Consider the following 23,484-nt stretch of genomic DNA (forward strand, 5'->3'; position numbering starts at 1 on the left):
GGGTGAATTATGCTGTCGCTATGAAAATCGCGGATTATCGCCAAGGAATATGTAAATCGTATGAATGGTTCGGTCAATTGAATCGAGCGTTTGCTCTATCTGGGCGTAGTCGAAATCCAACAGTTGTCTGTTACCCTGCTCTTGATGTGGCGCATGGATGCCCCCATAACCTTGGCTGGGAATGTGCTACACTTTTCAGCATTTTTTGCGGACACGTTTTCCGGCCCGCTGGTTTCTGGATTCGACTACATGATTTCTTCGCTACTCAAGAAGGTGTTCGGCAGCCGCAACGATCGTCTGCTGAAGCAATACCGCCAAACCGCGGCCCGCATCAACGCGATGGAGCCGGCGATGCAGGCGCTGTCCGACGAGGCCCTGGCCGCCAAAACCCAAGAATTCCGCGATCGCCTGAGCAAGGGCGAAACGCTGGACGACCTGTTGCCCGAAGCGTTCGCCGTTTGCCGCGAGGCCTCGCGCCGCGTGCTGGGCATGCGCCATTTCGACGTGCAGCTGATCGGCGGCATGACGCTGCATCATGGCAAGATCGCGGAAATGCGCACCGGCGAAGGCAAGACCCTGGTGGGCACGCTGCCGGTTTACCTGAATGCCTTGACCGGCGACGGCGTGCATGTGGTGACCGTCAACGACTACCTGGCCAGCCGCGACGCCGGCATCATGGCGCCGCTGTACAATTTCCTGGGCCTGTCCGTGGGCGTGAACCTGTCGCAGATGGCCCATGACGACAAGCAGGCCGCCTACGGCTGCGACATCACCTACGGCACCAATAACGAATTCGGCTTCGACTACCTGCGCGACAATATGGTGTTCAGCGTCGGCGAGAAGGTGCAGCGCAAGCTGGCCTACGCCGTGGTGGACGAGGTGGACTCCATCCTGATCGACGAAGCGCGCACGCCGCTGATCATCTCCGGCCCGGCCGAAGACAATATCGACATGTACCAGCGCATGAACGCGGTGCCGCCGATGTTGAAGCGCCAGGAAACCGAAGAGGGCGAAGGCGATTACTGGGTGGACGAGAAGGCCAACAGCCTGCTGTTGTCCGAGACCGGCCATGAGCGCAGCGAGGAAATCCTCACCCAGCTGGGCATGCTGAAGGAAGGCGACAGTCTGTACTCGGCCACCAACATCACGCTGATGCACCATCTGATGGCCGCCTTGCGCGCCCACGCGCTGTTCCACAAGGACCAGCACTACGTGGTGCAGGACGGCGAAGTGGTGATCGTCGACGAATTCACCGGCCGCCTGATGGCCGGCCGCCGCTGGTCCGACGGCCTGCACCAGGCCGTGGAAGCCAAGGAAGGCGTGGAGATCAACCGCGAAAACCAGACGCTGGCGTCGATCACCTTCCAGAACTACTTCCGCCTGTACGGCAAGCTGTCCGGCATGACCGGCACCGCCGACACCGAAGCGTATGAATTCCAGAGCATCTACGGCCTGGAAACCGTGGTGATTCCGACCAACAAGCCGATGATCCGCAAGGACGCCCAGGACAAGGTTTACCGCTCCGCCAAGGAGAAGTACGACGCCATCCTGGCCGACATCAAGGATTGCCACGAGCGCGGCCAGCCGGTGCTGGTGGGCACCACCAGCATCGAAAACTCCGAGCTGGTGTCCCATCTGTTGACCGAAGCCAAACTGCCGCACAATGTGCTGAACGCCAAGGAGCACGCCCGCGAGGCCGACATCGTGGTGCAGGCCGGCCGTCCCGGCATGATCACGGTGGCCACCAATATGGCCGGCCGCGGCACCGACATCGTGCTGGGCGGCAACCCCGAGCCGGAAATCAAGGCCGTGCGCGCCGACGACAGCCTGTCCGACGACGAGAAGAACGCCAAGGTGGAAGCGATCCGCGCCGAGTGGAAACAACGCCACGCCGCGGTGCTGGAAGCCGGCGGCCTGCATATCGTCGGCACCGAGCGCCACGAATCCCGCCGCATCGACAACCAGCTGCGCGGCCGTTCCGGCCGCCAGGGCGACCCGGGTTCTTCCCGTTTCTACCTGTGCCTGGAAGACCCGCTGCTGCGCATCTTCGCTTCCGAGCGCGTGGCCGCCATCATGGACCGCCTGAAGATGCCGGAAGGCGAGGCCATCGAGCATCCATGGGTGACCCGCTCCATCGAGAACGCCCAGCGCAAGGTGGAAGGCCGCAACTTCGACATCCGCAAGCAATTGCTGGAATACGACGACGTCGCCAACGACCAGCGCAAGGTGATCTACCAGCAGCGCAGCGAAATCCTGGTGGAGGACGATGTGTCGGACGTGGTGGTGAACATGCGCGAAGGCGTGATCTCCGACCTGGTCGACCTGCACATGCCGCCGGAAACCATGGAGGAACAGTGGGACCTGGCCGGCCTGGAGAAGACCCTGGCCTCGGACTTCCTGCTGCACGCGCCGGTGGCGGAATGGCTGAAGGCCGAACCGAATCTCGACATCGAGCAGATCCGCGAGCGCATCATCGAGCTGGCCGCCGCCGCCTACCAGGCCAAGGTGGAGCTGGCCGGCGAGGGCGTGATGCGCCAGTTCGAGCGCAGCCTGGTGCTGCAGATGCTGGACAACCACTGGCGCGAACACCTCGCCGCCATGGACCACCTGCGCCAGGGCATCCACCTGCGCGGCTACGCCCAGAAGAACCCGAAGCAGGAGTACAAGCGCGAGGCCTTCGAGCTGTTCGCCGACATGCTGGAGCGCATCAAGCGCAGCGTGGTGCAGGTGCTGATGACGGTGCAGATCCGCGGCCAGGACGACGTGGACGCGGTGGAGCCGCACGAGCTGCCTGAGTTCGAAATGCAGCATGCCGATCCGGGTTCCGCGCTGGGCGACGACGAGGATAATCCGCTGTCGCCGGACGCGCTGGCCGCTCAAGGCCTGCGCATCAACCGCAACGATCCCTGCCCCTGCGGCAGCGGCATGAAGTACAAACAGTGCCACGGCAAGCTGGCCTGATCGCCTGATCGCCGCCATGAAAAGCCGACGCTCGCGTCGGCTTTTCTTTTGTCGCTGCGTGGACGTGAGGAGTGAAGGGTGGGCAGGGCGCGTGGCGCCAGCCCGCGCTACAGGCTTTGCAAAGCCATGACGCGGTGATAGCATGGCGGCGGGTCAACAGTTCACCCAGGCGTCGCCGGCGATTTCGCCACGCTAAACCTGTCTTGGCAGCAGGATACTTTCCACGCTTGGCTCGAACCTCGTGCCAGGCCGCAACGGCGACCGCGGCAGTCTTTCCCGACTTTGGCACGCAGACAGGATTCGAACCATGTCTCGCCCGCACTATCCGTTTTACAGCAGCGACATCTCGTCGCTGGCCCGCTCCCTGAAACAGCAATGGGCCGATCAGGCCCAGCCGCCCGGCCATCTGCAAATCCTCAATATGCTGGCGCGCGCCGCCGGCTTCCAGAATTTCCAGCATTTGCGCGCCGAGCATGATCGCCCGCCAGCCGCGGGACCGGTCGTCGTGTCCGTGCCGACACAGCGATTGCTGCGCCATTTCGACGAACAGGGCCGCTTGATCCGTTGGCCGAAGAAATTCAGCGAGCAGCGCGCCTGCCTATGGGCCTTATGGTTCGGTTTGCCGCGCGGCGAGGAATGGGATGAGCCGGCGGTCAACCTGGCCATCCGTGCATTGGAAGCCTTCGGCGACCATGTCTTGATCCGCCGCGAGCTCGTCGAGGGCGGCTGGATGGGCCGCACCGACGATTGCCGGCGCTATTGGCTGCTGGAGCCTGAGGCGCCGGCGGAGATGGCTGAGGTGCTGGCGCAAATCGCGCTGAAAAGAGTGGCCAAGTAGGGCGGAAGCCCGGCACGGCCGGGCGTTCCGCCATCATGGCCGATGCGGCGGAACGCCGGCTTACAGATACGGTTTGACCGCCGCTTCCAGCTTCTTCTCGTCCAGCTTGCCGGTCAGCGTGGCGGCCACCTTGCCGCTGCGGTCCAGCACCAGCGTGTAAGGCAGGCCGCCGGTCTTGTTGCCCAGGCTGCGCATCAGGTCCAAGGTGTCGTCGTTGCCCAGCAGGATGGGGTAGCCGATCTTCAGCTGTTTGACGAAGGGCGCCACTTGCTCCTTGTTGTCCAGCGCCACGCCCACCACTTCCACGCCCTTGGGCGCGAGCTTCTTGCGCAAGCCGTTCAACATCGGCATTTCCTCGCGGCACGGGCCGCACCAGGTGGCCCAGAAATTCAGCACCGTCACCTTGCCCTTGTAGGCGGACATGGCCACCGGCTTGGCGTCGAGGTCGGCGAAGCGGCTTTGCTCCAGCGTGGGGGCGGCTTGGGCGGCCAGCGGCAGCGCGGCTAGGAGCAGGGAGGCGAACAGGCGTTTGGAGTTCATCGGCTTTTCCTGTGATGTCATTGGAATTGTCTTGGATTTCCGCAACTTGCGTGCATCCGGGGATGATCGAAAAATAAACTTTATGTTAAAATGTTCGATTGATTACTTTGCGGAGTGGGCATGTCTATCCTCGTCTGCGGGGCGCTCGCATACGATACCCTGTTCTCGTTCCATGGCCGATTCGACAGCCAGATCCTGCCGGATCAGCTGCACAAGATCTCGACCACCTTCCTCGCTCCGACGATGCGCCGCGAATTCGGCGGCATGGCCGGCAATATCGCCTACAGCTTGTGCTTGCTGGGCGAGAAGCCCATCGTGATGGGCGTGGTCGGCGAGGACTTCGAGCCGTACCGTCAGCACCTGAAACGCGTGGGCGTGGACGATCGCTTCATCCGCCTGATCCGCAAGCAGTATACCCCGCAATGCTTCGGCATTGCCGACAAGGACGGCAACCAGCTGATGGCCTTCCATCCGGGCGCGATGGATTTCGCCACCGAGAACCACGTGTCGGATATCGCGGACCCGATCGAGCTGGCTATTCTGTCGCCGGGCGGCTACACCGCCTTCATCCAGCACTCGCGCGAGCTGGCGGCGGCGGGCATCCCGTTCATTTTCGATCCGGGCCAGGAGCTGCCGCTGCTGTCCAGCGACGAGATCCGCGAGATCGTCGAGCTGGCCAGCTATGTGGCGATCAACGACTACGAGAGCGAGCTGATGCGCGAACGCGCCGGCCTGACGGTGGACGACCTGCGCAAGAAGGTGAAGGCGCTGATCGTCACCCGCGGCTCCAAGGGCGCGGAAATCTATGTCGACGACACCGTGCACTTGATTCCGCGCGTGCAGATGCCGATCAAGCCGGTCGATCCGATGGGGTGCGGCGACGCTTTCCGCGCCGGCTTGCTGTGGGGCATCAGCCGCGGTATCGACTGGAAGGTCACCGGCCGCCTGGCCAATGTGATCGGCGCGATCAAGGTCACCACGCATGGCTGCCAGAACCACTATTTCGACTGGGACTCGCTGAAGGATATCTACCTGCAGGCTTACGGCGAGGAATGGCCGCTGTAAGCGCCGCCGCTTCATCTGCAAGGCACCGCTCGCGCGGTGCCTTTTGTTTTGCCGCACTTGAATAAGCGCGCCGCCACCCCCACCATAGGTGGATTAAAACACGCCCAAGGGAAGATCATGCCACCCGTTCCGCACCTGGCCACCGCCCTCACCGCTCCGTTGTACGAGCTGGAAAGCCGCATCCTGGCCGCCCAGCCGCAGATCGAGCACTGGTTCCGCAGCCAATGGCATGCCCACGCCACGCCGTTCTACGGTTCGGTGGACCTGCGCAACAGCGGCTTCAAGCTGGCGCCGGTGGACATGAACCTGTTCCCGGGCGGCCACAACAATCTGAATCCGGAATTCCTGCCGCTGGCGGTACAGGCGGCGCAGAGCGCGGTGGACAAAGTGTGTCCGGAAGCGCGCAGCATCCTGCTGATTCCGGAAAACCACACCCGCAACACTTTCTACCTGCAGAATGTCGCCACCCTGGTGCACATCTTCGAGCAGGCCGGCCTCAAGGTCCGCCTGGGTTCGCTGAATCCGGAAATCACCGAGCCGACCGAACTGGCCACGGCCAATGGCGACAAGCTGACGCTGGAGCCGCTGGAGCGTCGCGGCAACCGGTTGGTGCTGGCCGATGGCTTCAATCCCTGCGTGGTGCTGCTGAACAACGACCTGTCCGGCGGCATTCCCGACATCCTGAAGAATCTGGAACAAACGCTGCTGCCGCCCTTGCATGCCGGCTGGGCGGTACGCCGCAAGACGCATCATTTCGAAGCCTACGACAAGGTCTGCAATGAGTTCGCCAAGCTGATCTCGATCGACCCGTGGACCATCAATCCCTACTTCGCCAGCTGCGGCGGCCTGGATTTCCACGCGCGCACCGGCGAGGAGCAACTGGCCGAGACGGTGTCGCAGATGCTGGACAAGATTCGCGTCAAATACCGCGAATACGGCATCGACAACGACCCCTTCGTCATCGTCAAGGCCGATGCCGGCACCTACGGCATGGGCGTGATGAGCGTGAAGAGTCCGGACGAGGTGATCGGCCTCAACCGCAAGGCGCGCAACAAGATGTCGGTGGTGAAGGAAGGCCTGGAGGTCTCCGAGGTGATCGTGCAGGAAGGCGTGTACACTTTCGAGACGGTCAACGAGGCGGTGGCGGAGCCGGTGGTCTACATGATGGACCGCTTCGTCGTCGGCGGTTTCTACCGCGTGCATACCGGCCGCGGCATAGACGAAAACCTGAACGCGCCGGGCATGCACTTTGTGCCGCTGTCGTTTGAAACCCCGTGTCTGCCGGACCGCAAGGGCCTGCCGGACTGCGCCCCGAACCGCTTCTACGCCTACGGCGTGATTTCGCGGTTGGCGCTGCTGGCCGCCGCGCTGGAGCTGGAAGCCACCGATCCGGACGCCGAATAACCCTCGCAGGAGAAACGCCATGCGCATCCTGTTCATTGCCGACCCGCTGGAACATTTCAAGATCTACAAGGACACCACCTTCGCCATGATGGAGGAGGCGCACCGCCGCGGCCACGCCGTCAGCTTCGCCGAGGCTCACCAGCTGTCGGTGGAGGGTGGCCGCATCCTGGTGGACGCGGTGGACCTGACCGTCACCGACGAGCGTCCGCACTGGTACAAGTTGGGGCAGAAGCTGCGCCAGCCGCTGAGCGCCTTCAGCGCGGTGGTCATGCGCAAGGACCCGCCGTTCGACATGGAATACCTGTACGCGTCGCAGCTGTTCTCGCTGGCGGAAGAGCAGGGCGTCAAGGTGTTCACCAGCGGCCAGGCCTTGCGCGACTTCAACGAGAAGCTGGCCATCCTGCGTTTCCCGGAGGTCATCGCGCCGACCATGATCACCGCCGAGTCGCATCGGCTGCGCGCCTTCGTCAACCAGCACCAGGACGCGATCTTCAAGCCGCTGGACAGCATGGGCGGCGACAGCATCTTCCGCGTCAAGCCGAATGACCCCAACCTCAGCGTGATCATTGAAACCATCACCGAGCGCGGCCGCCGCACCGTGATGGCGCAGCGCTACATCCCGGAAATCCGCGACGGCGACAAGCGCATTCTGGTGATAGACGGCGTGCCGGTCGATTATTGCCTGGCGCGCATTCCCGCCGCCGGCGAGACGCGCGGCAACCTGGCGGCCGGCGGCCGCGGCGAGGCGCGCCCGCTGACGGCGCGCGACCGCGAGATCGCCGCGGCGGTGGGGCCGGAGCTGAAGAAGCGCGGCATCCTGCTGGCCGGCCTGGACGTCATCGGCAATTATCTGACCGAGGTCAATGTCACCAGCCCGACATGCTTCCGCGAGATCATGGACCAGACCGACATCAACGTGGCCGGCCTGTACCTCGACGCGCTGGAGCGCCGCTGCCAGCACTGAGGCTGGCTGGCACCGCCAGGGAGTGGCAATGGGAAAAATGGAAGAGAGCCCGTTCAAGGGCAAGACCGGCATCCGCCGGCTGATCAATGCCTTGGGTTATTCACTGGACGGCATGCGGGCCGCCTACCGCCATGAGGACGCCTTCCGCCAGCTGGTGCTGCTGGCGGCGGTGCTGATTCCGCTGGCCTTCATCGTCCACACCACGCCGCTGGCGCGCGTGCTGCTGGTGGCCAGCAGCCTGGCCACGCTGATCATCGAGCTGCTGAATTCCGCCATCGAGGCGGCGGTGGATCATACCTCGCTGGAGCGCCACCCCTTGGCCAAGCGCGCCAAGGACATGGGCAGCGCGGCGCAGCTGTTGGGCTTGATCAATCTGGCGTTGGTATGGGGCATCGTGTTGTTTGGCTAAGATCTGGAACAGGCCATAAGAACGTGTTCACGATCTTTGGCTTTTAGACTTGGCTTGTGAAGAACAAACACGTTTTCGATGCACCCACATCCCTTCAAGCCTGCCGTCGGGTGGCAGGCCCGAGGTTTTAAGCGGCTGCATGTTTGAGTCCCGCGACGTTAGCGCGCATCGCTGAGCGAATCTCTACGTGCGAGGCTTCGCCTCGCCCTGCGAGCGATTCGCACGCAGAGAGTTCAGCCGCGCCTCGGGCCTGACGGGAACCGGCGGGAAGCCGAAGGCCAGGCTTGCAGGGTGGCTTTTAGGGGTGGAGGGGATATTTGGCCAAGCAAATATCCCCTCCCTGCTCGCCGGGCAGCCCCGGCTATGAAGAAGGTTATCCGCGAAGCGGATGCAAAGCCTAAAAGGTCGTGAACAGGCTCCAAGGGAACCGATCTGGCAGATCCGGTTCTGACAAGAAGGCTCCGCCGCTGGCGGGGCCTTTGTCTTGTCTGGAACAGGAGAGCGATATGCTGATATCCCCGCAGCAGGCCGGTGTGGAGGAGTGGGTGCAAAGCCTGGTGCTATGGCTGAAACTCGGCGTGGAGGCCTGCGGCGCCTTGGTGATCGCCGCCGGGGTGTTGCTGTTGGCCGGCCGCTATCTGCGGCAGGCCCTGTCCGGCCAGCGGCCCGATTACAACCAGCTGCGGCTGACTTTCGCCCGCTTTTTGGCGCTGGCGCTGGAGTTGCAGCTGGCGGCCGACATCCTGTCCACCGCGGTGGCGCCGAGCTGGGACCAGATCGGCAAGCTCGGGGCCATCGCGGTGCTGCGCACGGCCTTGAACTACTTCCTGGCGCGCGAGATGCGCGAGACCGAATCGGCCCACGCCGCCTGAATATCAGCGCTGCCGGCGATACAAATAGCCCGGATAGACGCGGATGCAGCCGGGCTCCTCCGCGACTTCGCCCTGTTCGCCCAAGAGCTGCCAGCGCGAGTCGCGCGCGATCAGCGTGCGGTATACCGGGCTGCCGGCGCGGTAGAACATCAGGTCCTGGCCGCGGAAGGCGTCCAGCGGCAGCAGCGGACGCTGCGAGGCGGGCACCAGCATGGCGGTGGCGTGCGAGGCCATGTCGGCGTTCTGCTCGCGGTCGGCGGCGGACAGGCCGATGAAGGCGAGCAGGAAGGCGACGGGCAGGATCAGGTATTCGTGTCCGGCCAGGCCGAGCAGGGTGAGGATGGCGGCGCCGGTGAACAGGAAGTGGCTGCTGAATTTCATGATGCGGCGATCTCAAAAATAAAACGCCGCCGGCCGGCGCAGGGCTGTTGCGTCCGGCATGCCTGGGCGGCGCGGGCCGCCGGAAGTCCGGCGGCAAGTTCTCCGTGATCATAGCGCACTGCGCGATAGGGATCGCAATAAAATCAACAGCTTGTCGATGCTGATGGCTTGAGGCCAATGCCGGCGAGGCGCGCTTGAGCAGGCCAAAAACGCAACGGCGGGCGCAAAAAAGGCCGCTCCGGCAAGAGCGGCCTCGATGGCGCGAGCGGGTTTACGCTTCTTCGGCAGCGGGGGATTCCTTGCCTTCCGGCGGCGCGATCTGTTCGGCGTAGCCGCATTCCTTCTGCGGGCATACCTTCTCGGTGCCGCGGCGCTTGGTGGTCTTGATCGTCAGGATCGGCCAGTTGCACTTGGGGCACGGTTCGGCGATCGGCGGGTTCCACGTGGCGTACTTGCACTTGGGATAGGTGTTGCAGCTGTAGAACAGCTTGCCGTAGCGGCTCTTGCGTTCGATCAGCTGGCCGGTCTTGCATTCCGGGCAGGTGACGCCGGTTTCGCGCGGCTTCTCCAAGGGCTCGATATGCTTGCACTTGGGGTAGTTGGCGCAGCCGATGAACTTGCCGTAGCGGCCCTTCTTGATGTGCAGCTCGCCGCCGCAATCCAGGCAGACGCGGCCTTCGATCACGGTCGGCGCTTCCGCCTCTTCCGCCGCCTGCTCTGCGGTTTCGCCGAGGTTTCTCGTGTAATCGCACTCCGGGTAGCCGGTGCAGGCGATGAAGCGGCCGCGCTTGCCGAACTTGATCGACAGCGGCTTGCTGCATTTCGGGCAGGCTTCGTCCAGGCTTTCCGTGGTGACTTCGGCGCGGGAAATGCTCTCTTTTTCGTCGATCTGCTTCTTGAAGCCCTTCCAGAAGCTGTCCATCACCGGCACCCACTGGCGCGTGCCGCTGGCGATCTCATCCAGCTGGTTTTCCAGCTTGGCGGTGAAGTTGTAGTCGACGTATTGCGAGAAGTGCTCGGTCAGGAATTTGTTGACGATGTCGCCGGTGTCGGTCGGCAGGAAGCGCTTCTTGTCCAGGATCACGTATTCGCGGTCCTTCAGCGTCGAGATGATGCTGGCGTAGGTTGACGGCCGGCCGATGCCGAACTCTTCCAGCGCCTTCACCAAGGACGCTTCCGAATAGCGCGGCGGCGGCTGGGTGAAGTGCTGCTCGCCGTACAGCTTGTCCACCGGCAGGTCTTCGCCCTCGGTCAACAGCGGCAGCTTGGCGTTGTCTTCGTCCTCGGCGTCGTCCACGTCCTCCTCGTACACGGCGAGGAAGCCGGCGAAGGTTTGCACCTGGCCGCTGGCGCGGAACACGCCTTCGCCCACCAGGATGTCCACGCTGGTGGTGTCGAATCTGGCTGGCGCCATCTGGCAGGCCAGGGTGCGCTTCCAGATCATGTCATACAGCTTGAACTGATCGGTGGTCAGGAAAGGCTTGACCATTTCCGGCGTGCGCAGGATGGAGGTGGGGCGGATCGCCTCGTGCGCTTCCTGGGCGTTCTTGGCCTTGCTCTTGTAGGTCACCGGGTTCTTGGGCAGGAAGTCGGCATCCCATTTCAGGCCGATGTAGCCGCGGATTTCTTCCACCGCCTCATTGGCCAGCACCACCGAGTCGGTACGCATATAGGTGATCAGGCCGACGGTGCCATGACCGATGTCCATGCCTTCGTACAGCTGCTGCGCGGTGCGCATGGTGCGGTCGGTGGTCATGCCCAGCTTGCGCACAGCCTCCTGTTGCAGCGTGGAGGTCGTGAACGGCGCGGCCGGGCTGCGCGATTTCTTTTTCTTCTCGATGGTGCCGACCTGGGCCGGCTTGCCTTCGAGGCGGGACAGCACGGCAGCCTGCTCCGCTTCGTTGGGGAGGGCGAACTGGTCGAGCTTGACGCCGGCCAGCGTGGTCAGCTTGGCGGAGAACTTGGTGCGGCTCTTGTGGCTGTCCAGATGGACCGACCAGTATTCCTGCTGCACAAAGGCCTTGATCTCGTTCTCGCGCTCGCAGATCAGGCGCAGCGCCGGACTCTGCACGCGGCCGGCGGACAGGCCGCGGCGGATTTTCTTCCACAGCAGCGGCGACAGATTGAAGCCCACCAGGTAGTCCAGCGCGCGGCGCGCCTGCTGCGCGTCCACCAGATCCTGGGCGATGGCGCGCGGGTTCTGGATCGCATCCAGCACCGCGTTCTTGGTGATCTCATGGAACACCACGCGCTGGGCGGTCTTGTCCTTCAGCAGTTTCTTGCTGTTGAGGATCTGCACCAGGTGCCAGGAAATGGCCTCGCCTTCGCGGTCCGGGTCAGTCGCGAGGTAGACGTGATCAGCCTCGCGCACGGCGCTGACGATGGCGTCCACGTGCTTGGTGTTGCGCGCGATCAGCTGGTACTTCATCGCGAAGTCTTTTTCCGGATCGACGGCGCCGTTTTTCGGCACCAGATCGCGCACGTGGCCGTAGGAGGCCAGGACCTCGAAGTCCGGGCCAAGGTATTTTTTCAGCGTCTTCGCCTTGGACGGCGATTCGACGATCAGGAGGCTGGTGGGCATATTATCTTTTCAGCAATATTCAAGGCCGGACGCGCCCGGCCGACACTTCTTGTTATATCCGTCAAACGAAACAAGAGCGCAAGGGCGCTCTTGAACACAATAAGGGGTTCACCAATCGGCGGCATGTTAAGCCGCCGGGCCGGGCCTGACAAGTTATTGCATGGTTGGCTCGCCATGCACCGCTTCCAGCAGCGCCTCGCCCAGCAGAATCGGCAATTCGGCCTGTTGCGCCCACAGCACCATCAGCACCAGCAGTTTGGCGTTGCTGACGTCCAGGTCCTCGTGGTCCAGTTCCAGCAAGCGATCTATCACCATTTCGCGTTGAGCAGGCGTCAGGGCGCCGTTGTCCTCCAGGAACTGCAGCAGGCCACGCACGTCGGCCGGCAGATGCTCGAGTTCGCTGTCGGCGTAGATGCGCATGCCGCTGCCGTCGTCGGCGCCCAGATACGGTTCGACGCTGGCCTCGCTGACGCTGTCCAGCCAGTCCAAGGCTTCGCCGATCTCGTCCTCCTCGAAGCCGATGGCGTTCAGCTGGCGGGTCAGCGAGCTGCGGTCGCCGAAGGCGGCCGGATCGCTGTATTGCTCGAATAAATAGGTGAGTACGTCAAACATGGCTTAGTTTTCTGAGATTGAACGCGGCGCGTTCAGTTTTGCGCCAGACGCTGGAAGCGGCCGCCAGCCACGCTGGCCACCCGGCCATCCAGCTCCAGTTCGAGCAGCATCGCGTAAACCTCCCCCGACGTCAACCCGACGGCGTCGGCCAGCGCGTCCGCCAGCACCGGTTCCCAGCCCATCGCGTCCAATAAGGGCGAGGCTGGCGGCGACGCCGCGGCCGGCGTCGATGGCGCGGCGGACAGCCGGCCCACTTCGTCCAGCACCTCGTCCACGCTCTCCACCAGCCGCGCGCCGTCCTTGATCAAGCGGTGGCAGCCGCGCGCCTGCGGGTTGTGGATGCTGCCGGGTATCGCCATGACCTCGCGGTTGTTTTCCATCGCCAACCGGGCGCTGATCAGCGAGCCGGAGGCGGTGCCGGCTTCCACCACCAGGCAGCCGCGGGCCAGGCCGGCGATGATGCGGTTGCGCCGCGGGAAGTTGCCCGCCAGCGGGCCGATGCCGAGCGCGAACTCCGACAGGATCAGGCCGCGCTCGGCGATCTGGTGCGCCAGTTGGCGGTTGGACGCCGGGTAGACGCGGTCGATGCCGGTGCCGATGACGGCGATGGTGGAGGCCGGATGCGCCAGCGCGCCCTGGTGGGCGGCGGCGTCGATGCCGCTGGCCAGGCCGCTGACGATGGTGTAGCCGTGCGCGGCCAGCGCGGCGGCGAAGTCCTCGGCGTTGCGCTTGCCCTGCGCCGTGGCGGCGCGGCTGCCGACCATGGCCAGCATCGGCCGCGCCAGCAGTTCGCGCCGGCCGCGCGCGAACAGCAGCGGCGGCGGCGAGGCGGCCTCGGCCAGTTGCGGCGGGTAGTCCTCGTCCAGCAGCGTGATCAGGTGGCAGCCCTCGCCCATGGACCAGGCCAGCGCGGCATCCACGGACTCGGCCGCGGCATCGGCATGCAGCGCCTCGGCGGCTTCGCGGCCGATCAGCTTTTCGGTTTGCGCCGGCCGGGCCGACACGGCCGCGTCAGCCGAGCCGAAAGCCTCGATCAGCTTGAGGAAGCCAACCGGGCCGATGCCGGGCGTCAGCGCCAGCCGCAGCCAGGCGCGCGGCGTCGGGCTCATTCGGCGTCCGGCGGGGCGATGCCGTCGCCGACATAGATGGCGCCCGCGCTGTCCAGCACCAGGCCGTAGGACACCTTGTCGAAGACGCGATAGATGAACAGCTTGCCGGCCTGCTCGGTCGGCAGCTGCGCCTGGCGCTTTTTGCCGGCGGCGTCTGCGATTTCGATCGCGCCGCCCTTCTTGAATATGCCGAACACCATGCCCGGCTCCACGCCGGCTGCGCTGCCCAGGTTCACTGCTACCGTGGAATACTGCGCGGCGCCGTCCACGCCCTGGTAGCTGGAGATGATCTTGCCGTGCATGCCGTCCTCGGCAGGATGGGGCACATAATTGACGAAGGACTCCTTGGGCGCGCGCACCAGGCGGTCGCCTACCAGCACTTCGCCGGCGACGCTGCGGATGCGCAAGGTCTGGATGTCCGCGCGCAGCTTGTCTACCACCAGATCGCCCCCATATACCGCTTCAACCCCCAGCGCTTGCTGGCTGTCCGGATCCACCAGCGTCTTGCCCAGGCGATAGGCCTGCCAGCTGCCGGTCTCGTTGACGCCGCTGGCGTAAACGCGGTCGCCCGGGCTCAGGCTGAGGCGCTCGTCCGGGCCGGCCACCAGTTTGGGGCCCAGGGCGAATTGTTCGGGATTGACGATCAGCGGGCGCGCCATGAATGGTTCTATGGCTTCGGCCGGGATGCTGGCGATGGCCTGGTCGATCTCCTCGACGCGGGCCTGCGGCGACAGCTTGACCTCGCGCGGCGCGTCCGATGCCAGCGACAGCCTGGGCTGGCCATTGACGTAGTCCAGCGCCAGCACGTCGCCCGGATAGATCCAGTGCGGATTGCGCACTTGCTCGCGGTTCATCCGCCACAGGCGCGGCCATTGCCACGGGCTGCTCAGGTAACGGCCGGCGATGCCCCACAAGGTGTCGCCTTTGGCCACGGTGTAGCGCGATGGCGCGTCCGGCTTGATCGCCAATTCGTCGGCGAATGCCGTAACGGACAACGCCAGAGCCAGGGCAAGCGATATAATGCGCTTAAGCATGAATGGTTCCAATTCTTGATGCCGGCCGACAGACGCCGCGGCCGGGGGCTGAACGAAGCTGCGCCGAACCGCTCTATTATCCACGCGGGCGCGGCGATACGACAACTTGGAGTGAATGATAGCGATGGCGCTGTTGAACATTTTGCATTACCCGGACGACAGGCTGCACACCGTGGCCAAGCCGGTGGAAGTCTTTGACGCCGCTCTGCAACAGCAGATCGACGACATGTTCGAGACCATGTACGAGGCCAAGGGCATAGGCCTGGCCGCCACCCAGGTGGACTACCACTACCGGCTGGTGGTGATGGACATCTCGGAAGAGCGCGATGAGCGCCGGGTGTTCATCAACCCGGAAATCGTGGAGAAGGACGGTGAGACCGTCTACGAAGAGGGCTGCCTGTCGGTGCCCGGCATCTACGACAAGGTGACCCGCGCCGAGCATGTCAAGGTGAAGGCGCAGGACCGCGACGGCAAGCCGTTCGAGCTGGAGGCCGATGGCCTGCTGGCGATCTGCATCCAACATGAGATCGACCACCTGAACGGCGTGGTGTTTGTGGAGCGGCTGTCGCAGCTGAAGCAGAACCGCATCAAGAGCAAGCTGAAGAAGCGCGAAAAGCAGAATATGTAAGACCGGCCGCAGGCCGGCGACCAACGGCGCTGCGGGACGGCGCCGTTGTCGTTGCCAGGGATGAATAATGAAACTGATTTTTGCCGGTACGCCGGAATTCGCCGCCGCCGCGCTGCGCGCGCTGATCGCCGCTGGGCATGAGATTGCCCTGGTGCTGACCCAGCCGGACCGCCCGGCCGGCCGCGGCATGAAACTGAAGCCCAGTCCGGTCAAGGAAGTGGCGCTGGCGCATGGCCTGCGCGTAGCCCAGCCCGAAAAGCTGCGCGGCAATCTGGAGGCGCAGCAGATGCTGCGCGACGTCGGCGCCGAGCTGATGGTGGTGGCCGCCTATGGCCTGATCCTGCCGCAGGACGTGCTGGACATCCCGGCGCGCGGCTGTCTGAACATCCACGCCTCCTTGCTGCCGCGCTGGCGCGGCGCGGCGCCCATCCAGCGCGCCATCCTGGCGGGCGACCATGAAACCGGCATCACCATCATGCAGATGGACGTGGGCCTGGATACCGGCGACATGCTGAGCATCCACCCGGTGGCCATCGCCGACGACGAAACCGCCGCCACGCTGCACGACAAGCTGGCCGCCTGCGGCGCGCAAGCCATCGTCGAAACCTTGGGCCGCCTGGATGAAGTCGTCCCGCAACGGCAGCCGGAAGACGGCGTCACTTACGCGCAGAAGCTCAGCAAGGCCGAGGCCGAGATCGACTGGACGCTGCCGGCGGCGGACGTCGCCCGCGCCATTCGCGCCTACAACCCGGCGCCGGGCGCGTTCACCTCGCTGAACGGCGAGCCGCTGAAGCTGTGGATGGCCAGCGCCGAAGCCGGCCGGGCCGAACCCGGCGTGGTGGTGGCGGCCGACGCCGACGGCGTGCTGGTGGGCGCCGGCGAGGGCCTGGTGCGCGTCAGCGTGCTGCAGGCGGCCGGCGGCAAGCGGCTGGCCGCGCGCGACTTTGTCGCCGGCCGCGCCAGCCTGGCGGGAACCCGGCTGGGGGGATGAGACTCCAAGCATCTGTTTGATTGTCAAGCGGGTTTCGAGAGGGAGAGCATGAACGACAACTGGTTGAAGACCACGGTGCTGATGGCGGCGATCCTGGCGCTGTTCGCCCTGATCGGCGGCATGATAGGCGGCAAGGGCGGCATGATGCTGGCCTTGCTGTTCGGCGGTGCCATGAATGTGTTTGCCTGGTGGAATTCCGACCGCATGGTGCTGTCGATGTACAACGCGCAGGAAGTCGACGCCAACAGCGCGCCGGAATTCTATGCCATGGTGGCGGAACTGGCGCAGCGCGCCGGCCTGCCGATGCCGCGCGTCTACGTGATCCACGAGGAGCAGCCTAACGCCTTCGCCACCGGGCGCAATCCGGAAAACGCCGCGGTGGCCGCCACCACCGGCATCATGCGCATGCTGGATTACCGCGAACTGCGCGGCGTGATGGCGCATGAGCTGGCGCACGTCAAACATCGCGACACGCTGATCTCGACCATTTCCGCCACCATGGCCGGGGCGATTTCCGCGCTGGCCAACTTCGCCATGTTTTTCGGCGGCCGCGACGAGAACGGCCAGCCGGTGGGCCTGCTGCCGCGTCTGGCCGTGGCCTTTCTGGCCCCGGTGGCGGCCAGCCTGATCCAGATGGCGATCTCGCGCGCCCGCGAGTTCGAAGCCGACCGCGGCGGCGCCGAGATCTCCGGCGACCCGCTGGCCTTGGCCTCGGCCTTGCAGAAGATCGAGTACTACGCCCGCGGCATCGCCATGCCGACAGCCGAAGCCCATCCGGAAACCGCGCAGATGATGATCATCAACCCGCTGTCCGGCGGGGGCGGCGTAGGCGACCTGTTCCGCACCCACCCGCATACCGAAGAACGCATCGCGCGGCTGAACGACATGGCGCGCGGCGTCTACTGAACGCATATATTGAGTATCCGACCCCAGGCCAGTCCACCGCGGACTGGCCTTGCTTCATCGAAAGAATCCACATGCATCACATCCAGCGGCTGGCGGCCGACATCCTGGGCCGCATCGAGGCCGGCACCACCCTGACCGACGCGCTGGCCGACGCCCAGCGCCAGCAAGAACAGCTGACGCCGGCCGAGCGCGGCGCGCTGCAGGACTTGAGCTACGGCAGCCTGCGCCACCTCGGCGTGCTGCGCCACTGCCTGCGCCAACTGGTGCCGCGGCCGCTGCCTGAGCCGCAACTGGAGCGCCTGCTATTGGTGGCGCTGTATCAGCTGCAGCACACCCGCGCCGCGCCTTACGCCGTGGTGAACGAAGCGGTGACGTCGGCCAGCGGCATCGCCCGCGGCAAGTTCAAGGGTCTGGTCAACGGCGCGCTGCGCAACTTCCTGCGCCGCCGCGACGAAATCCTGGACGCCGCCGCGCGCGACGACGTGGCCGCCGCCAATCACCCGGACTGGTGGGTGGCGCGGCTGCGCGAGGCCTACCCGCAGCAATGGCAGGCGGTGCTGGCCGCCAGCAACGCCCATCCGCCGCTGACGCTGCGGGTCAATCGCCGCGAGGGTTCGGCGGCGGAGTATCTGGCGCAGCTGGCCGCGGCCGGCATGGAAGCCAGCGCGCTGGGCGACGAGGCGGTGCAACTGGCCAAGCCGGTGGCGGTGCGCGATCTGCCCGGCTTCGCCGACGGCGCGGTGTCGGTGCAGGACGAGGGCGCGCAGCGCGCGGCGCACTGGTTGGACCTGCAGCCCGGCTTGCGCGTGCTGGACGCCTGCGCCGCGCCAGGCGGCAAGACCGGCCACATGCTGGAGCTGGCCGATGTCGAACTGACCGCGCTGGACATCGACGCGGCCAGGCTCGCCCGGGTGGGCGACAATCTGCAGCGGCTGGGTCTGAACGCCGAGCTGCGCCAGGCCGACGCGGCGCGGCCGCAGGACTGGTGGGACGGACGGCCGTTCGACCGCATCCTGGCCGACGTGCCGTGTTCCGCCTCGGGCGTGGTGCGCCGCCATCCGGACATCAAATGGCTGCGCCGTCCCGGCGATTTCGCGGTGCTTGGCCTGCAGCAGGCGGCGATGGCCGACGCGCTGTGGACGCTGCTCGCCAGCGGCGGGAAAATGCTATACGCTACCTGCTCGATTTTTCCGGAAGAAAACTGCCAGCAATTGGAGAGCTTCCTGCGGCGCCACCCGGATGCGGTGCGTCTGAAAGAGGAGCAACTATTGCCCTGTGAGCGTCATGACGGCTTTTATTACGCGCTGCTTGAAAAACATTAGCCTGATTGGGCTGCTGCTGTGCTGTCTGGCGACCGCCGCCTGGGCCGATACCATCGCGTCGCGCCGGGCCGAGGCCGAAGTGATGCCGGACGGCACGCTGTCGGTCAGCACGCGCTTTTTGACGCGGCTGACGCCCAGCCTGAACGAGGCGCTGCAGCAGGGGGTGGTGCTCGGTTTCCGGCTGGAGTTCCAGCTGACCAAGCCGCGCACCACCGCTTATTATCTCAGCCTGCGCGAGTGGTTCGATCCGCACGCGCAGATCGGCTTCAAATTGGCGTATCAGCCGCTGACCGGACGTTACCGCGTCAGCATCGGCAGTCTGTCCAACTACTATCCTACTCTGCGCGAGGCGCTGGCCTCCATCGGCGCGATTCAGGGCTGGCGCGTGCTGAATGCCGGCACGCTTGACCCGAAGAAGCCCGGCAATGTGGCCGGCCAAGTCCGCTTGCTGCTGGATATCAGCGAGCTGCCCAAACCGTTTCAGATGAATGCCTTGGGCTCCGACGACTGGACGTTGGAGTCGGACTGGATCAAGCTCGACGTCAAGGACGCCAACTGATGCGCTACGCCTCCATCGCGATGGCGACCGTCGGGGCGATCCTGCTCTATCTGCTGGCGGTGGCCACCGGCAACGCCTCCAAACTCAACGACTACTACTGGTGGGTGTTCGGTCTGAACAGCCTGCTGTTGCTGGCGCTGCTCAGCGTGGTGGCGCGCCAGTTGCTGCGCTTGCGGCAGCGGGTGAAAAACCGCGTGTTCGGCGCCAAACTGACGCAAAAGCTGGCGATGATGTTCGCCGGGGTGGCGCTGGTGCCGGGCTTGTTGGTGTTCACGGTTTCAGCCCAATTCCTGACGCGCAGCATCGAAAGCTGGTTCGACGTGAAAGTCGAGGCGGCGCTGGACCGCGGCCTGGTGCTGGGCCGCAGCGCGCTTAATTACGTGCTGGACGATGTCGGCCGCAAGGGACGGCTGGTGCAGGAAGAAGTGGCGGCGCTGCCGGATGGGCAATTGCAGAACCGGCTGAACCGCTTGCGCGATCAACTGGGCTTGACCGAGATCGCCGTATTCAACCGCGGCAGCGGCCAGATGGTGGCGTTTTCCGGCGCCGGCAAGCCGATGCCGCTGACGCATGAAGCCCTGCGCGGCGTGCGTTTGCAACATCCGCAGCAAACCATAGAAAACGATGGCAATAGCGGGCTGTCGCTGCGGGTGCTGGTGGCCTACCGCACGCCGGGCGAGGAAACCCGGGTGCTGCAATTGAGCCAGGCCGCGCCGGCCGACATCAGCCGCGACGCCGAGCAGATCGAGAGCGCCCGTTCCGAATACCGCCAGCTGCTGTTGGCGCGTCATGGCTTGCGCACTTTCTACATGCTGACGCTGGCGTTGGCGGTGCTGCTGGCGCTGACGGCCGCGCTGGCCTTCGCCTTGTTTCTGTCCGAGCGTTTGTCCGCTCCGCTGTCCGAGCTGGCCGCCGGCACCCGCGCCGTGGCGCAGGGCGATTTTTCCAAGCGCCATCCGGTGTATCGGCGCGACGAGCTGGGCATGCTGACCACGCTGTTCAACCGCATGACGCAGCAATTGGAAGAGGCGCGGCAGCAGGCGGAAAAAAGCCGCGGCGAGCTGGAGGGCGGCAAGCTTTATCTGGAAAGCATACTGGCCAACCTGTCGGCCGGCGTCATCGCCTTTGGCGGCGATTGGCAGATCCGCGCCGCCAATAGCAGCGCCTCGCGCATTCTGGGCGTGGAGTTCGGCCGTCTGGCGGAACATCGTTTCCCGGAGTGGGGGCAGGAAATGCCGGCGGTGACGCCGCTGGTGGAAACGGTGATGCAGCATGCAGACAGCGACGTCGAAACCGATTGGCAGACCCAGCTGAATTACGAAACCAGCCAGGGCGAGCGCATCCTGCTGGTGCGCGGCGCGCGGCTGCCGGAGCACTCCAGCGACGGCTACGTGCTGGTGTTCAACGACATCACCGAACTGGCCCGCGCCCAGCGCGACGCGGCCTGGGGCGAGGTGGCCAAGCGGCTGGCGCATGAGATCCGCAATCCGCTGACGCCTATCCAGCTATCGGCCGAACGGCTGGCGATGAAGCTGGCCGACAAGCTGGAAGGCCCGGATGCTGACATGCTGAAACGTTCCACCGATACCATCATCAAACAGGTGGGCGCGCTCAAGAGCATGGTGGACGCTTTCCGCGATTATGCCCGCGCGCCCAAGATCAAACTGGTCAAACTTGATCTCAATCAGGTGATTCGAGAAGTGATGACTCTTTACGAATCCAATCCTGCTGTTAAGATTGCGCTGGACGATATGCCGCTGATGATCATGGGAGATGCCGCCCTGCTGCGCCAGGTGCTGCACAACCTGATGCAGAACGCCCAGGATGCAGTCCTTGACGTTGGCATCCCGATGATTCAAATTAGCAGCCGACAAGAAGAAGGAAACGCGCTCGTCTGCGTCGAGGACAACGGGGCCGGCTTTGGCCCGGACATCCTGCGGCGTGCGTTCGAGCCTTATGTGACTAGCAAAGCCAAGGGCACCGGTCTCGGACTGGCCGTGGTCAAGAAGATTATGGAAGAGCACCATGGACAGGTCATTTTGGGGAATGCCGAACGGCAAGGCGCGCGCGTCCTTCTTTCCCTGCCATTGCTGGAGGCCTAATGCGTAGCAGCGATATTTTGATTGTGGACGACGAGATCGGTATTCGAGAACTGCTCTCCGAGATCCTGCAGGACGAAGGTTATACCGTGGCCCTGGCGGAAAATGCCGAGGTGGCTCGGCAGTTGCGCAACCAGACGCGGCCCGCGCTGGTGCTGCTCGACATCTGGATGCCGGACTGCGACGGCGTGACCCTGCTGAAAGAGTGGGCCAAGTCCGGCTTGCTGAACATGCCGGTGGTCATGATGTCCGGCCATGCCAGCATCGACACCGCGGTGGAGGCCACCCGCATCGGCGCATTCGACTTCCTCGAGAAACCGATCGCCCTGCAGAAGCTGCTGACCACGGTGCAGCGCGCGCTGAAATACGGCGACATGCAGGCCAATACCTCGCTGAACCTGGACAAGCTGGGACGCAGCGAGCCTATCCAGGAACTGAAGCGCCAGCTGGAGCGCGTGGCCAAGGTCAAGTCGCCGGTGCTGTTGACCGGCGAATCCGGTTCCGGCTTCGAGCTGGTGGCGCGCTTTTTCCACCAGGGCAATACGCCCTGGGTGACGCCGGCCAAGCTGGAGCAATTGGCCGACGCGCCGCTGGAGCTCTTGCAGAAGGCCAACAACGGCGTGCTGTACCTGCCGGAGATCGGCCAGTACAGCCGCCGCGTGCAGCAGGGCCTGCTGTTCCTGCTGTCCAAGCTGGACCGCTTCAATGTGCGCCTGATCTGTTCCTGCAGCCGCCCGCTGCAGGAGCTGCTGGTGGACCCGGAGTGCGACAACCGCCTGCTGACCGCGCTGTCCAGCGTCATCGTGCCGATTCCGCCGCTGCGCGAGCATGCCGAGGACATCACCTTCATCGCCGAGCAGATTCTGGTGGAGCTGGTGGAGTCCAAGCAGGTGCCGGGCCGCAAGCTGACCACCGCCGCGCTGAACGCGATGCGCCAGTATGACTGGCCGGGCAACCTGGAACAGCTGCGCAGCATCATCAAGAGCCTGGCGCTGACCGCTGAATCCGACGAGATCGACGCCGCCGAGGTCAACAAGGTGCTGGCGCAGTTCCGCCACGAAAAGCCGGTGGAAGAGTCGGGTTTCGACTTCAACATCCCGCTGCGCGAACTGCGCGAACAGCTCGAGCGCCGCTACTTCGAGTACCACATCTCGCTGGAAAACGGCAATATGAGCCGGGTGGCGCAGAAAGTGGGCCTGGAGCGCACGCACTTGTACCGCAAGCTCAAGCAGCTGGGCATCAAGTTCGCCCGCAAGGTGGCGGAGGAGTAAGGCAAAACGTCTGATGCGGCGTCGCGCCTCCTTGCCGAGCCCGGTTCGGCGCGCCTTGCCTCAGACGCTTTGCGGCTCTCCTGACGCGCAATCGCTTATCGACGCCAGCCCCAGGGCTGGCGTTTCGCATTTGGAGCCTCATATGGAATCCGAGCACGATCTCGACGACGCGGCGCTGCTGCGCTATAGCCGCCATATTCTGCTGCCGGAAATCGACATCGCCGGCCAGCGCAGATTGCAGGCGTCGCGGGCGCTGATCGTCGGCGCCGGCGGCCTGGGCTCGCCGGTGGCCTTGTATCTGGCCAGCGCCGGCGTCGGCCGCATCACCATCGTCGACGACGACGCGGTGGAGCTGTCCAATCTGCAGCGGCAGATCGCGCATGACACGGCCAGCCTGGGCCAGGGCAAGGCCGAATCCGCCGCGCGGCGCATGCTGGCCCTGAATCCGTCCATCCAAGTTCGTCCGCTGGCCGAACGTTTGTTGGGGGAGCGATTGGTCGAGGAAGTGGTGGCGCACGATTTGGTGTTGGACTGCTCGGACAACTTCGCCACTCGCCACGCGGTCAACCGCGCCTGCGTGGCCGCGCGTGTGCCGCTGGTGTCCGGCGCGGCGGTGCGTTTCTCCGGCCAGCTGGCGGTATTCGACAGCCGCGACGCGGCCTCGCCGTGCTATCACTGCCTGTTCCCGGACGAGGGCGAGGCCAGCGACGGCCCATGCGCGATGTTTGGCGTGCTGTCGCCCTTGGTCGGCGTGATCGGCAGCCTGCAGGCGGTAGAGGCGGTCAAGCTTCTGGCGGGAATGGTGCCGGCGCTGGGCAAGCTGACGCTGTACGACGCGCTGGGCGGCGGCTTCAAACAGATACGGGTGCCGCGCGATCCGGCTTGCGCGGTATGCCGGTAGGGCGGAAGCCCGGCTAAAGCCGGGCGTTCCGCCTGGC

Annotated in this window: 21 protein-coding genes; 15 read left to right on the plus strand and 6 right to left on the minus strand. The window is 64.8% G+C overall.

Annotation, left to right across the window (positions count from 1 at the left end; genetic code table 11):
* Positions 1-249: 249 nt before the first annotated feature.
* Positions 250-2,961, plus strand: coding sequence for a preprotein translocase subunit SecA (secA, locus tag QUG01_RS12345; RefSeq protein WP_500830409.1), 2,712 nt, complete (start codon positions 250-252; stop codon positions 2,959-2,961).
* A 307-nt stretch (positions 2,962-3,268) separates the two neighbouring features.
* A complete protein-coding gene (locus tag QUG01_RS12350) occupies positions 3,269-3,799 on the plus strand; it encodes a DUF2087 domain-containing protein (RefSeq protein WP_500830410.1) in 531 nt (176 codons plus the stop codon).
* A gap of 60 nt (positions 3,800-3,859) precedes the next feature.
* Here QUG01_RS12350 and QUG01_RS12355 read toward each other — a convergent pair whose 3' ends face one another.
* Positions 3,860-4,339, minus strand: coding sequence for a TlpA family protein disulfide reductase (locus QUG01_RS12355; protein WP_043623956.1), 480 nt, complete (start codon positions 4,337-4,339; stop codon positions 3,860-3,862).
* Positions 4,340-4,459: 120 nt separating this feature from the next.
* Here QUG01_RS12355 and QUG01_RS12360 point away from each other — a divergent pair, with 120 nt between their 5' ends.
* From QUG01_RS12360 to QUG01_RS12380, 5 genes are all read left to right on the plus strand, one after another.
* The gene (locus QUG01_RS12360) at positions 4,460-5,404 is read left to right on the plus strand and encodes a carbohydrate kinase family protein (protein WP_500830411.1); all 945 of its coding nucleotides are present in this window, start codon (positions 4,460-4,462) and stop codon (positions 5,402-5,404) included.
* Between the two features lie 117 nt (positions 5,405-5,521).
* Positions 5,522-6,808, plus strand: coding sequence for a glutamate--cysteine ligase (gshA, locus tag QUG01_RS12365; protein WP_500830412.1), 1,287 nt, complete (start codon positions 5,522-5,524; stop codon positions 6,806-6,808).
* Positions 6,809-6,827: 19 nt separating this feature from the next.
* Entirely contained in the window at positions 6,828-7,772 is a 945-nt protein-coding gene (gene gshB / locus QUG01_RS12370) for a glutathione synthase (RefSeq protein ID WP_500830413.1), read from the plus strand.
* 28 nt (positions 7,773-7,800) lie between these two features.
* Positions 7,801-8,181 carry a diacylglycerol kinase gene (locus QUG01_RS12375; RefSeq protein WP_500830414.1) on the plus strand — a complete coding sequence of 127 codons (381 nt, stop codon included), beginning with the start codon at positions 7,801-7,803 and terminating at the stop codon, positions 8,179-8,181.
* 506 nt (positions 8,182-8,687) lie between these two features.
* Entirely contained in the window at positions 8,688-9,053 is a 366-nt protein-coding gene (locus QUG01_RS12380; protein WP_500830415.1) for a DUF1622 domain-containing protein, read from the plus strand.
* A 3-nt stretch (positions 9,054-9,056) separates the two neighbouring features.
* On the opposite strand, the gene QUG01_RS12385 is transcribed toward QUG01_RS12380, so the two are convergent.
* From QUG01_RS12385 to QUG01_RS12405, 5 genes are all read right to left on the minus strand, one after another.
* Complete coding sequence (locus QUG01_RS12385) at positions 9,057-9,434, minus strand: hypothetical protein (protein WP_500830416.1); 378 nt, start codon at positions 9,432-9,434, stop codon at positions 9,057-9,059.
* A 271-nt stretch (positions 9,435-9,705) separates the two neighbouring features.
* Positions 9,706-12,015 (minus strand): type I DNA topoisomerase, encoded by a 2,310-nt coding sequence (topA, locus tag QUG01_RS12390; RefSeq protein WP_500830417.1) that lies wholly within the window; start codon positions 12,013-12,015, stop codon positions 9,706-9,708.
* Between the two features lie 153 nt (positions 12,016-12,168).
* On the minus strand, positions 12,169-12,627 hold the full coding sequence (locus tag QUG01_RS12395; RefSeq protein ID WP_500830418.1) for a Smg family protein: 459 nt from the start codon (positions 12,625-12,627) through the stop codon (positions 12,169-12,171).
* 32 nt (positions 12,628-12,659) lie between these two features.
* A complete protein-coding gene (dprA, locus tag QUG01_RS12400) occupies positions 12,660-13,736 on the minus strand; it encodes a DNA-processing protein DprA (protein WP_500830419.1) in 1,077 nt (358 codons plus the stop codon).
* Positions 13,733-14,770, minus strand: a complete 1,038-nt coding sequence (locus tag QUG01_RS12405) for a LysM peptidoglycan-binding domain-containing protein (protein ID WP_500830420.1) — start codon at positions 14,768-14,770, stop codon at positions 13,733-13,735. Before QUG01_RS12405 ends, dprA begins: the two co-directional genes overlap by 4 nt.
* 124 nt (positions 14,771-14,894) lie before the next feature.
* Between QUG01_RS12405 and def the strand changes: the two genes are divergently transcribed.
* The 8 genes from def to QUG01_RS12445 all read left to right on the plus strand — a co-directional run bounded on the left by def (position 14,895) and on the right by QUG01_RS12445 (position 23,447).
* Complete coding sequence (gene def, locus QUG01_RS12410) at positions 14,895-15,398, plus strand: peptide deformylase (RefSeq protein WP_500830421.1); 504 nt, start codon at positions 14,895-14,897, stop codon at positions 15,396-15,398.
* A gap of 67 nt (positions 15,399-15,465) precedes the next feature.
* Entirely contained in the window at positions 15,466-16,389 is a 924-nt protein-coding gene (gene fmt, locus QUG01_RS12415) for a methionyl-tRNA formyltransferase (protein ID WP_500830422.1), read from the plus strand.
* A 48-nt stretch (positions 16,390-16,437) separates the two neighbouring features.
* Complete coding sequence (htpX, locus tag QUG01_RS12420; RefSeq protein WP_043624000.1) at positions 16,438-17,295, plus strand: zinc metalloprotease HtpX; 858 nt, start codon at positions 16,438-16,440, stop codon at positions 17,293-17,295.
* 65 nt (positions 17,296-17,360) lie between these two features.
* Positions 17,361-18,617 carry a 16S rRNA (cytosine(967)-C(5))-methyltransferase RsmB gene (rsmB, locus tag QUG01_RS12425; protein ID WP_500830435.1) on the plus strand — a complete coding sequence of 419 codons (1,257 nt, stop codon included), beginning with the start codon at positions 17,361-17,363 and terminating at the stop codon, positions 18,615-18,617.
* Positions 18,604-19,176 (plus strand): DUF4390 domain-containing protein, encoded by a 573-nt coding sequence (locus tag QUG01_RS12430; protein ID WP_500830423.1) that lies wholly within the window; start codon positions 18,604-18,606, stop codon positions 19,174-19,176. Before rsmB ends, QUG01_RS12430 begins: the two co-directional genes overlap by 14 nt.
* Complete coding sequence (locus QUG01_RS12435) at positions 19,176-21,278, plus strand: sensor histidine kinase (protein WP_500830424.1); 2,103 nt, start codon at positions 19,176-19,178, stop codon at positions 21,276-21,278. The genes QUG01_RS12430 and QUG01_RS12435 overlap by 1 nt, the downstream gene beginning before the upstream one ends.
* On the plus strand, positions 21,278-22,546 hold the full coding sequence (locus tag QUG01_RS12440; RefSeq protein ID WP_043624010.1) for a sigma-54-dependent transcriptional regulator: 1,269 nt from the start codon (positions 21,278-21,280) through the stop codon (positions 22,544-22,546). The genes QUG01_RS12435 and QUG01_RS12440 overlap by 1 nt, the downstream gene beginning before the upstream one ends.
* Positions 22,547-22,688: 142 nt before the next feature.
* Positions 22,689-23,447 carry a HesA/MoeB/ThiF family protein gene (locus tag QUG01_RS12445; protein WP_500830425.1) on the plus strand — a complete coding sequence of 253 codons (759 nt, stop codon included), beginning with the start codon at positions 22,689-22,691 and terminating at the stop codon, positions 23,445-23,447.
* The last annotated feature ends 37 nt before the right edge of the window (positions 23,448-23,484 follow it).

It is taken from the genome of Chromobacterium sp. CCUG 76385 (assembly GCF_059916625.1).

Excerpts from the sequence above, each read along its gene's own strand:
- htpX (WP_043624000.1), top strand. The coding sequence starts at position 16,438 with ATGAACGACAACTGGTTGAAGACCACGGTGCTGATGGCGGCGATCCTG.
- QUG01_RS12445 (WP_500830425.1), top strand. The coding sequence starts at position 22,689 with ATGGAATCCGAGCACGATCTCGACGACGCGGCGCTGCTGCGCTATAGC.
- secA (WP_500830409.1), top strand. The coding sequence starts at position 250 with ATGATTTCTTCGCTACTCAAGAAGGTGTTCGGCAGCCGCAACGATCGT.
- dprA (WP_500830419.1), bottom strand. The coding sequence starts at position 13,736 with ATGAGCCCGACGCCGCGCGCCTGGCTGCGGCTGGCGCTGACGCCCGGC.
- gshB (WP_500830413.1), top strand. The coding sequence starts at position 6,828 with ATGCGCATCCTGTTCATTGCCGACCCGCTGGAACATTTCAAGATCTAC.
- QUG01_RS12375 (WP_500830414.1), top strand. The coding sequence starts at position 7,801 with ATGGGAAAAATGGAAGAGAGCCCGTTCAAGGGCAAGACCGGCATCCGC.
- fmt (WP_500830422.1), top strand. The coding sequence starts at position 15,466 with ATGAAACTGATTTTTGCCGGTACGCCGGAATTCGCCGCCGCCGCGCTG.
- topA (WP_500830417.1), bottom strand. The coding sequence starts at position 12,015 with ATGCCCACCAGCCTCCTGATCGTCGAATCGCCGTCCAAGGCGAAGACG.
- QUG01_RS12360 (WP_500830411.1), top strand. The coding sequence starts at position 4,460 with ATGTCTATCCTCGTCTGCGGGGCGCTCGCATACGATACCCTGTTCTCG.
- gshA (WP_500830412.1), top strand. The coding sequence starts at position 5,522 with ATGCCACCCGTTCCGCACCTGGCCACCGCCCTCACCGCTCCGTTGTAC.
- QUG01_RS12405 (WP_500830420.1), bottom strand. The coding sequence starts at position 14,770 with ATGCTTAAGCGCATTATATCGCTTGCCCTGGCTCTGGCGTTGTCCGTT.
- QUG01_RS12395 (WP_500830418.1), bottom strand. The coding sequence starts at position 12,627 with ATGTTTGACGTACTCACCTATTTATTCGAGCAATACAGCGATCCGGCC.
- QUG01_RS12385 (WP_500830416.1), bottom strand. The coding sequence starts at position 9,434 with ATGAAATTCAGCAGCCACTTCCTGTTCACCGGCGCCGCCATCCTCACC.
- QUG01_RS12350 (WP_500830410.1), top strand. The coding sequence starts at position 3,269 with ATGTCTCGCCCGCACTATCCGTTTTACAGCAGCGACATCTCGTCGCTG.
- QUG01_RS12380 (WP_500830415.1), top strand. The coding sequence starts at position 8,688 with ATGCTGATATCCCCGCAGCAGGCCGGTGTGGAGGAGTGGGTGCAAAGC.
- QUG01_RS12440 (WP_043624010.1), top strand. The coding sequence starts at position 21,278 with ATGCGTAGCAGCGATATTTTGATTGTGGACGACGAGATCGGTATTCGA.
- QUG01_RS12435 (WP_500830424.1), top strand. The coding sequence starts at position 19,176 with ATGCGCTACGCCTCCATCGCGATGGCGACCGTCGGGGCGATCCTGCTC.
- def (WP_500830421.1), top strand. The coding sequence starts at position 14,895 with ATGGCGCTGTTGAACATTTTGCATTACCCGGACGACAGGCTGCACACC.
- QUG01_RS12355 (WP_043623956.1), bottom strand. The coding sequence starts at position 4,339 with ATGAACTCCAAACGCCTGTTCGCCTCCCTGCTCCTAGCCGCGCTGCCG.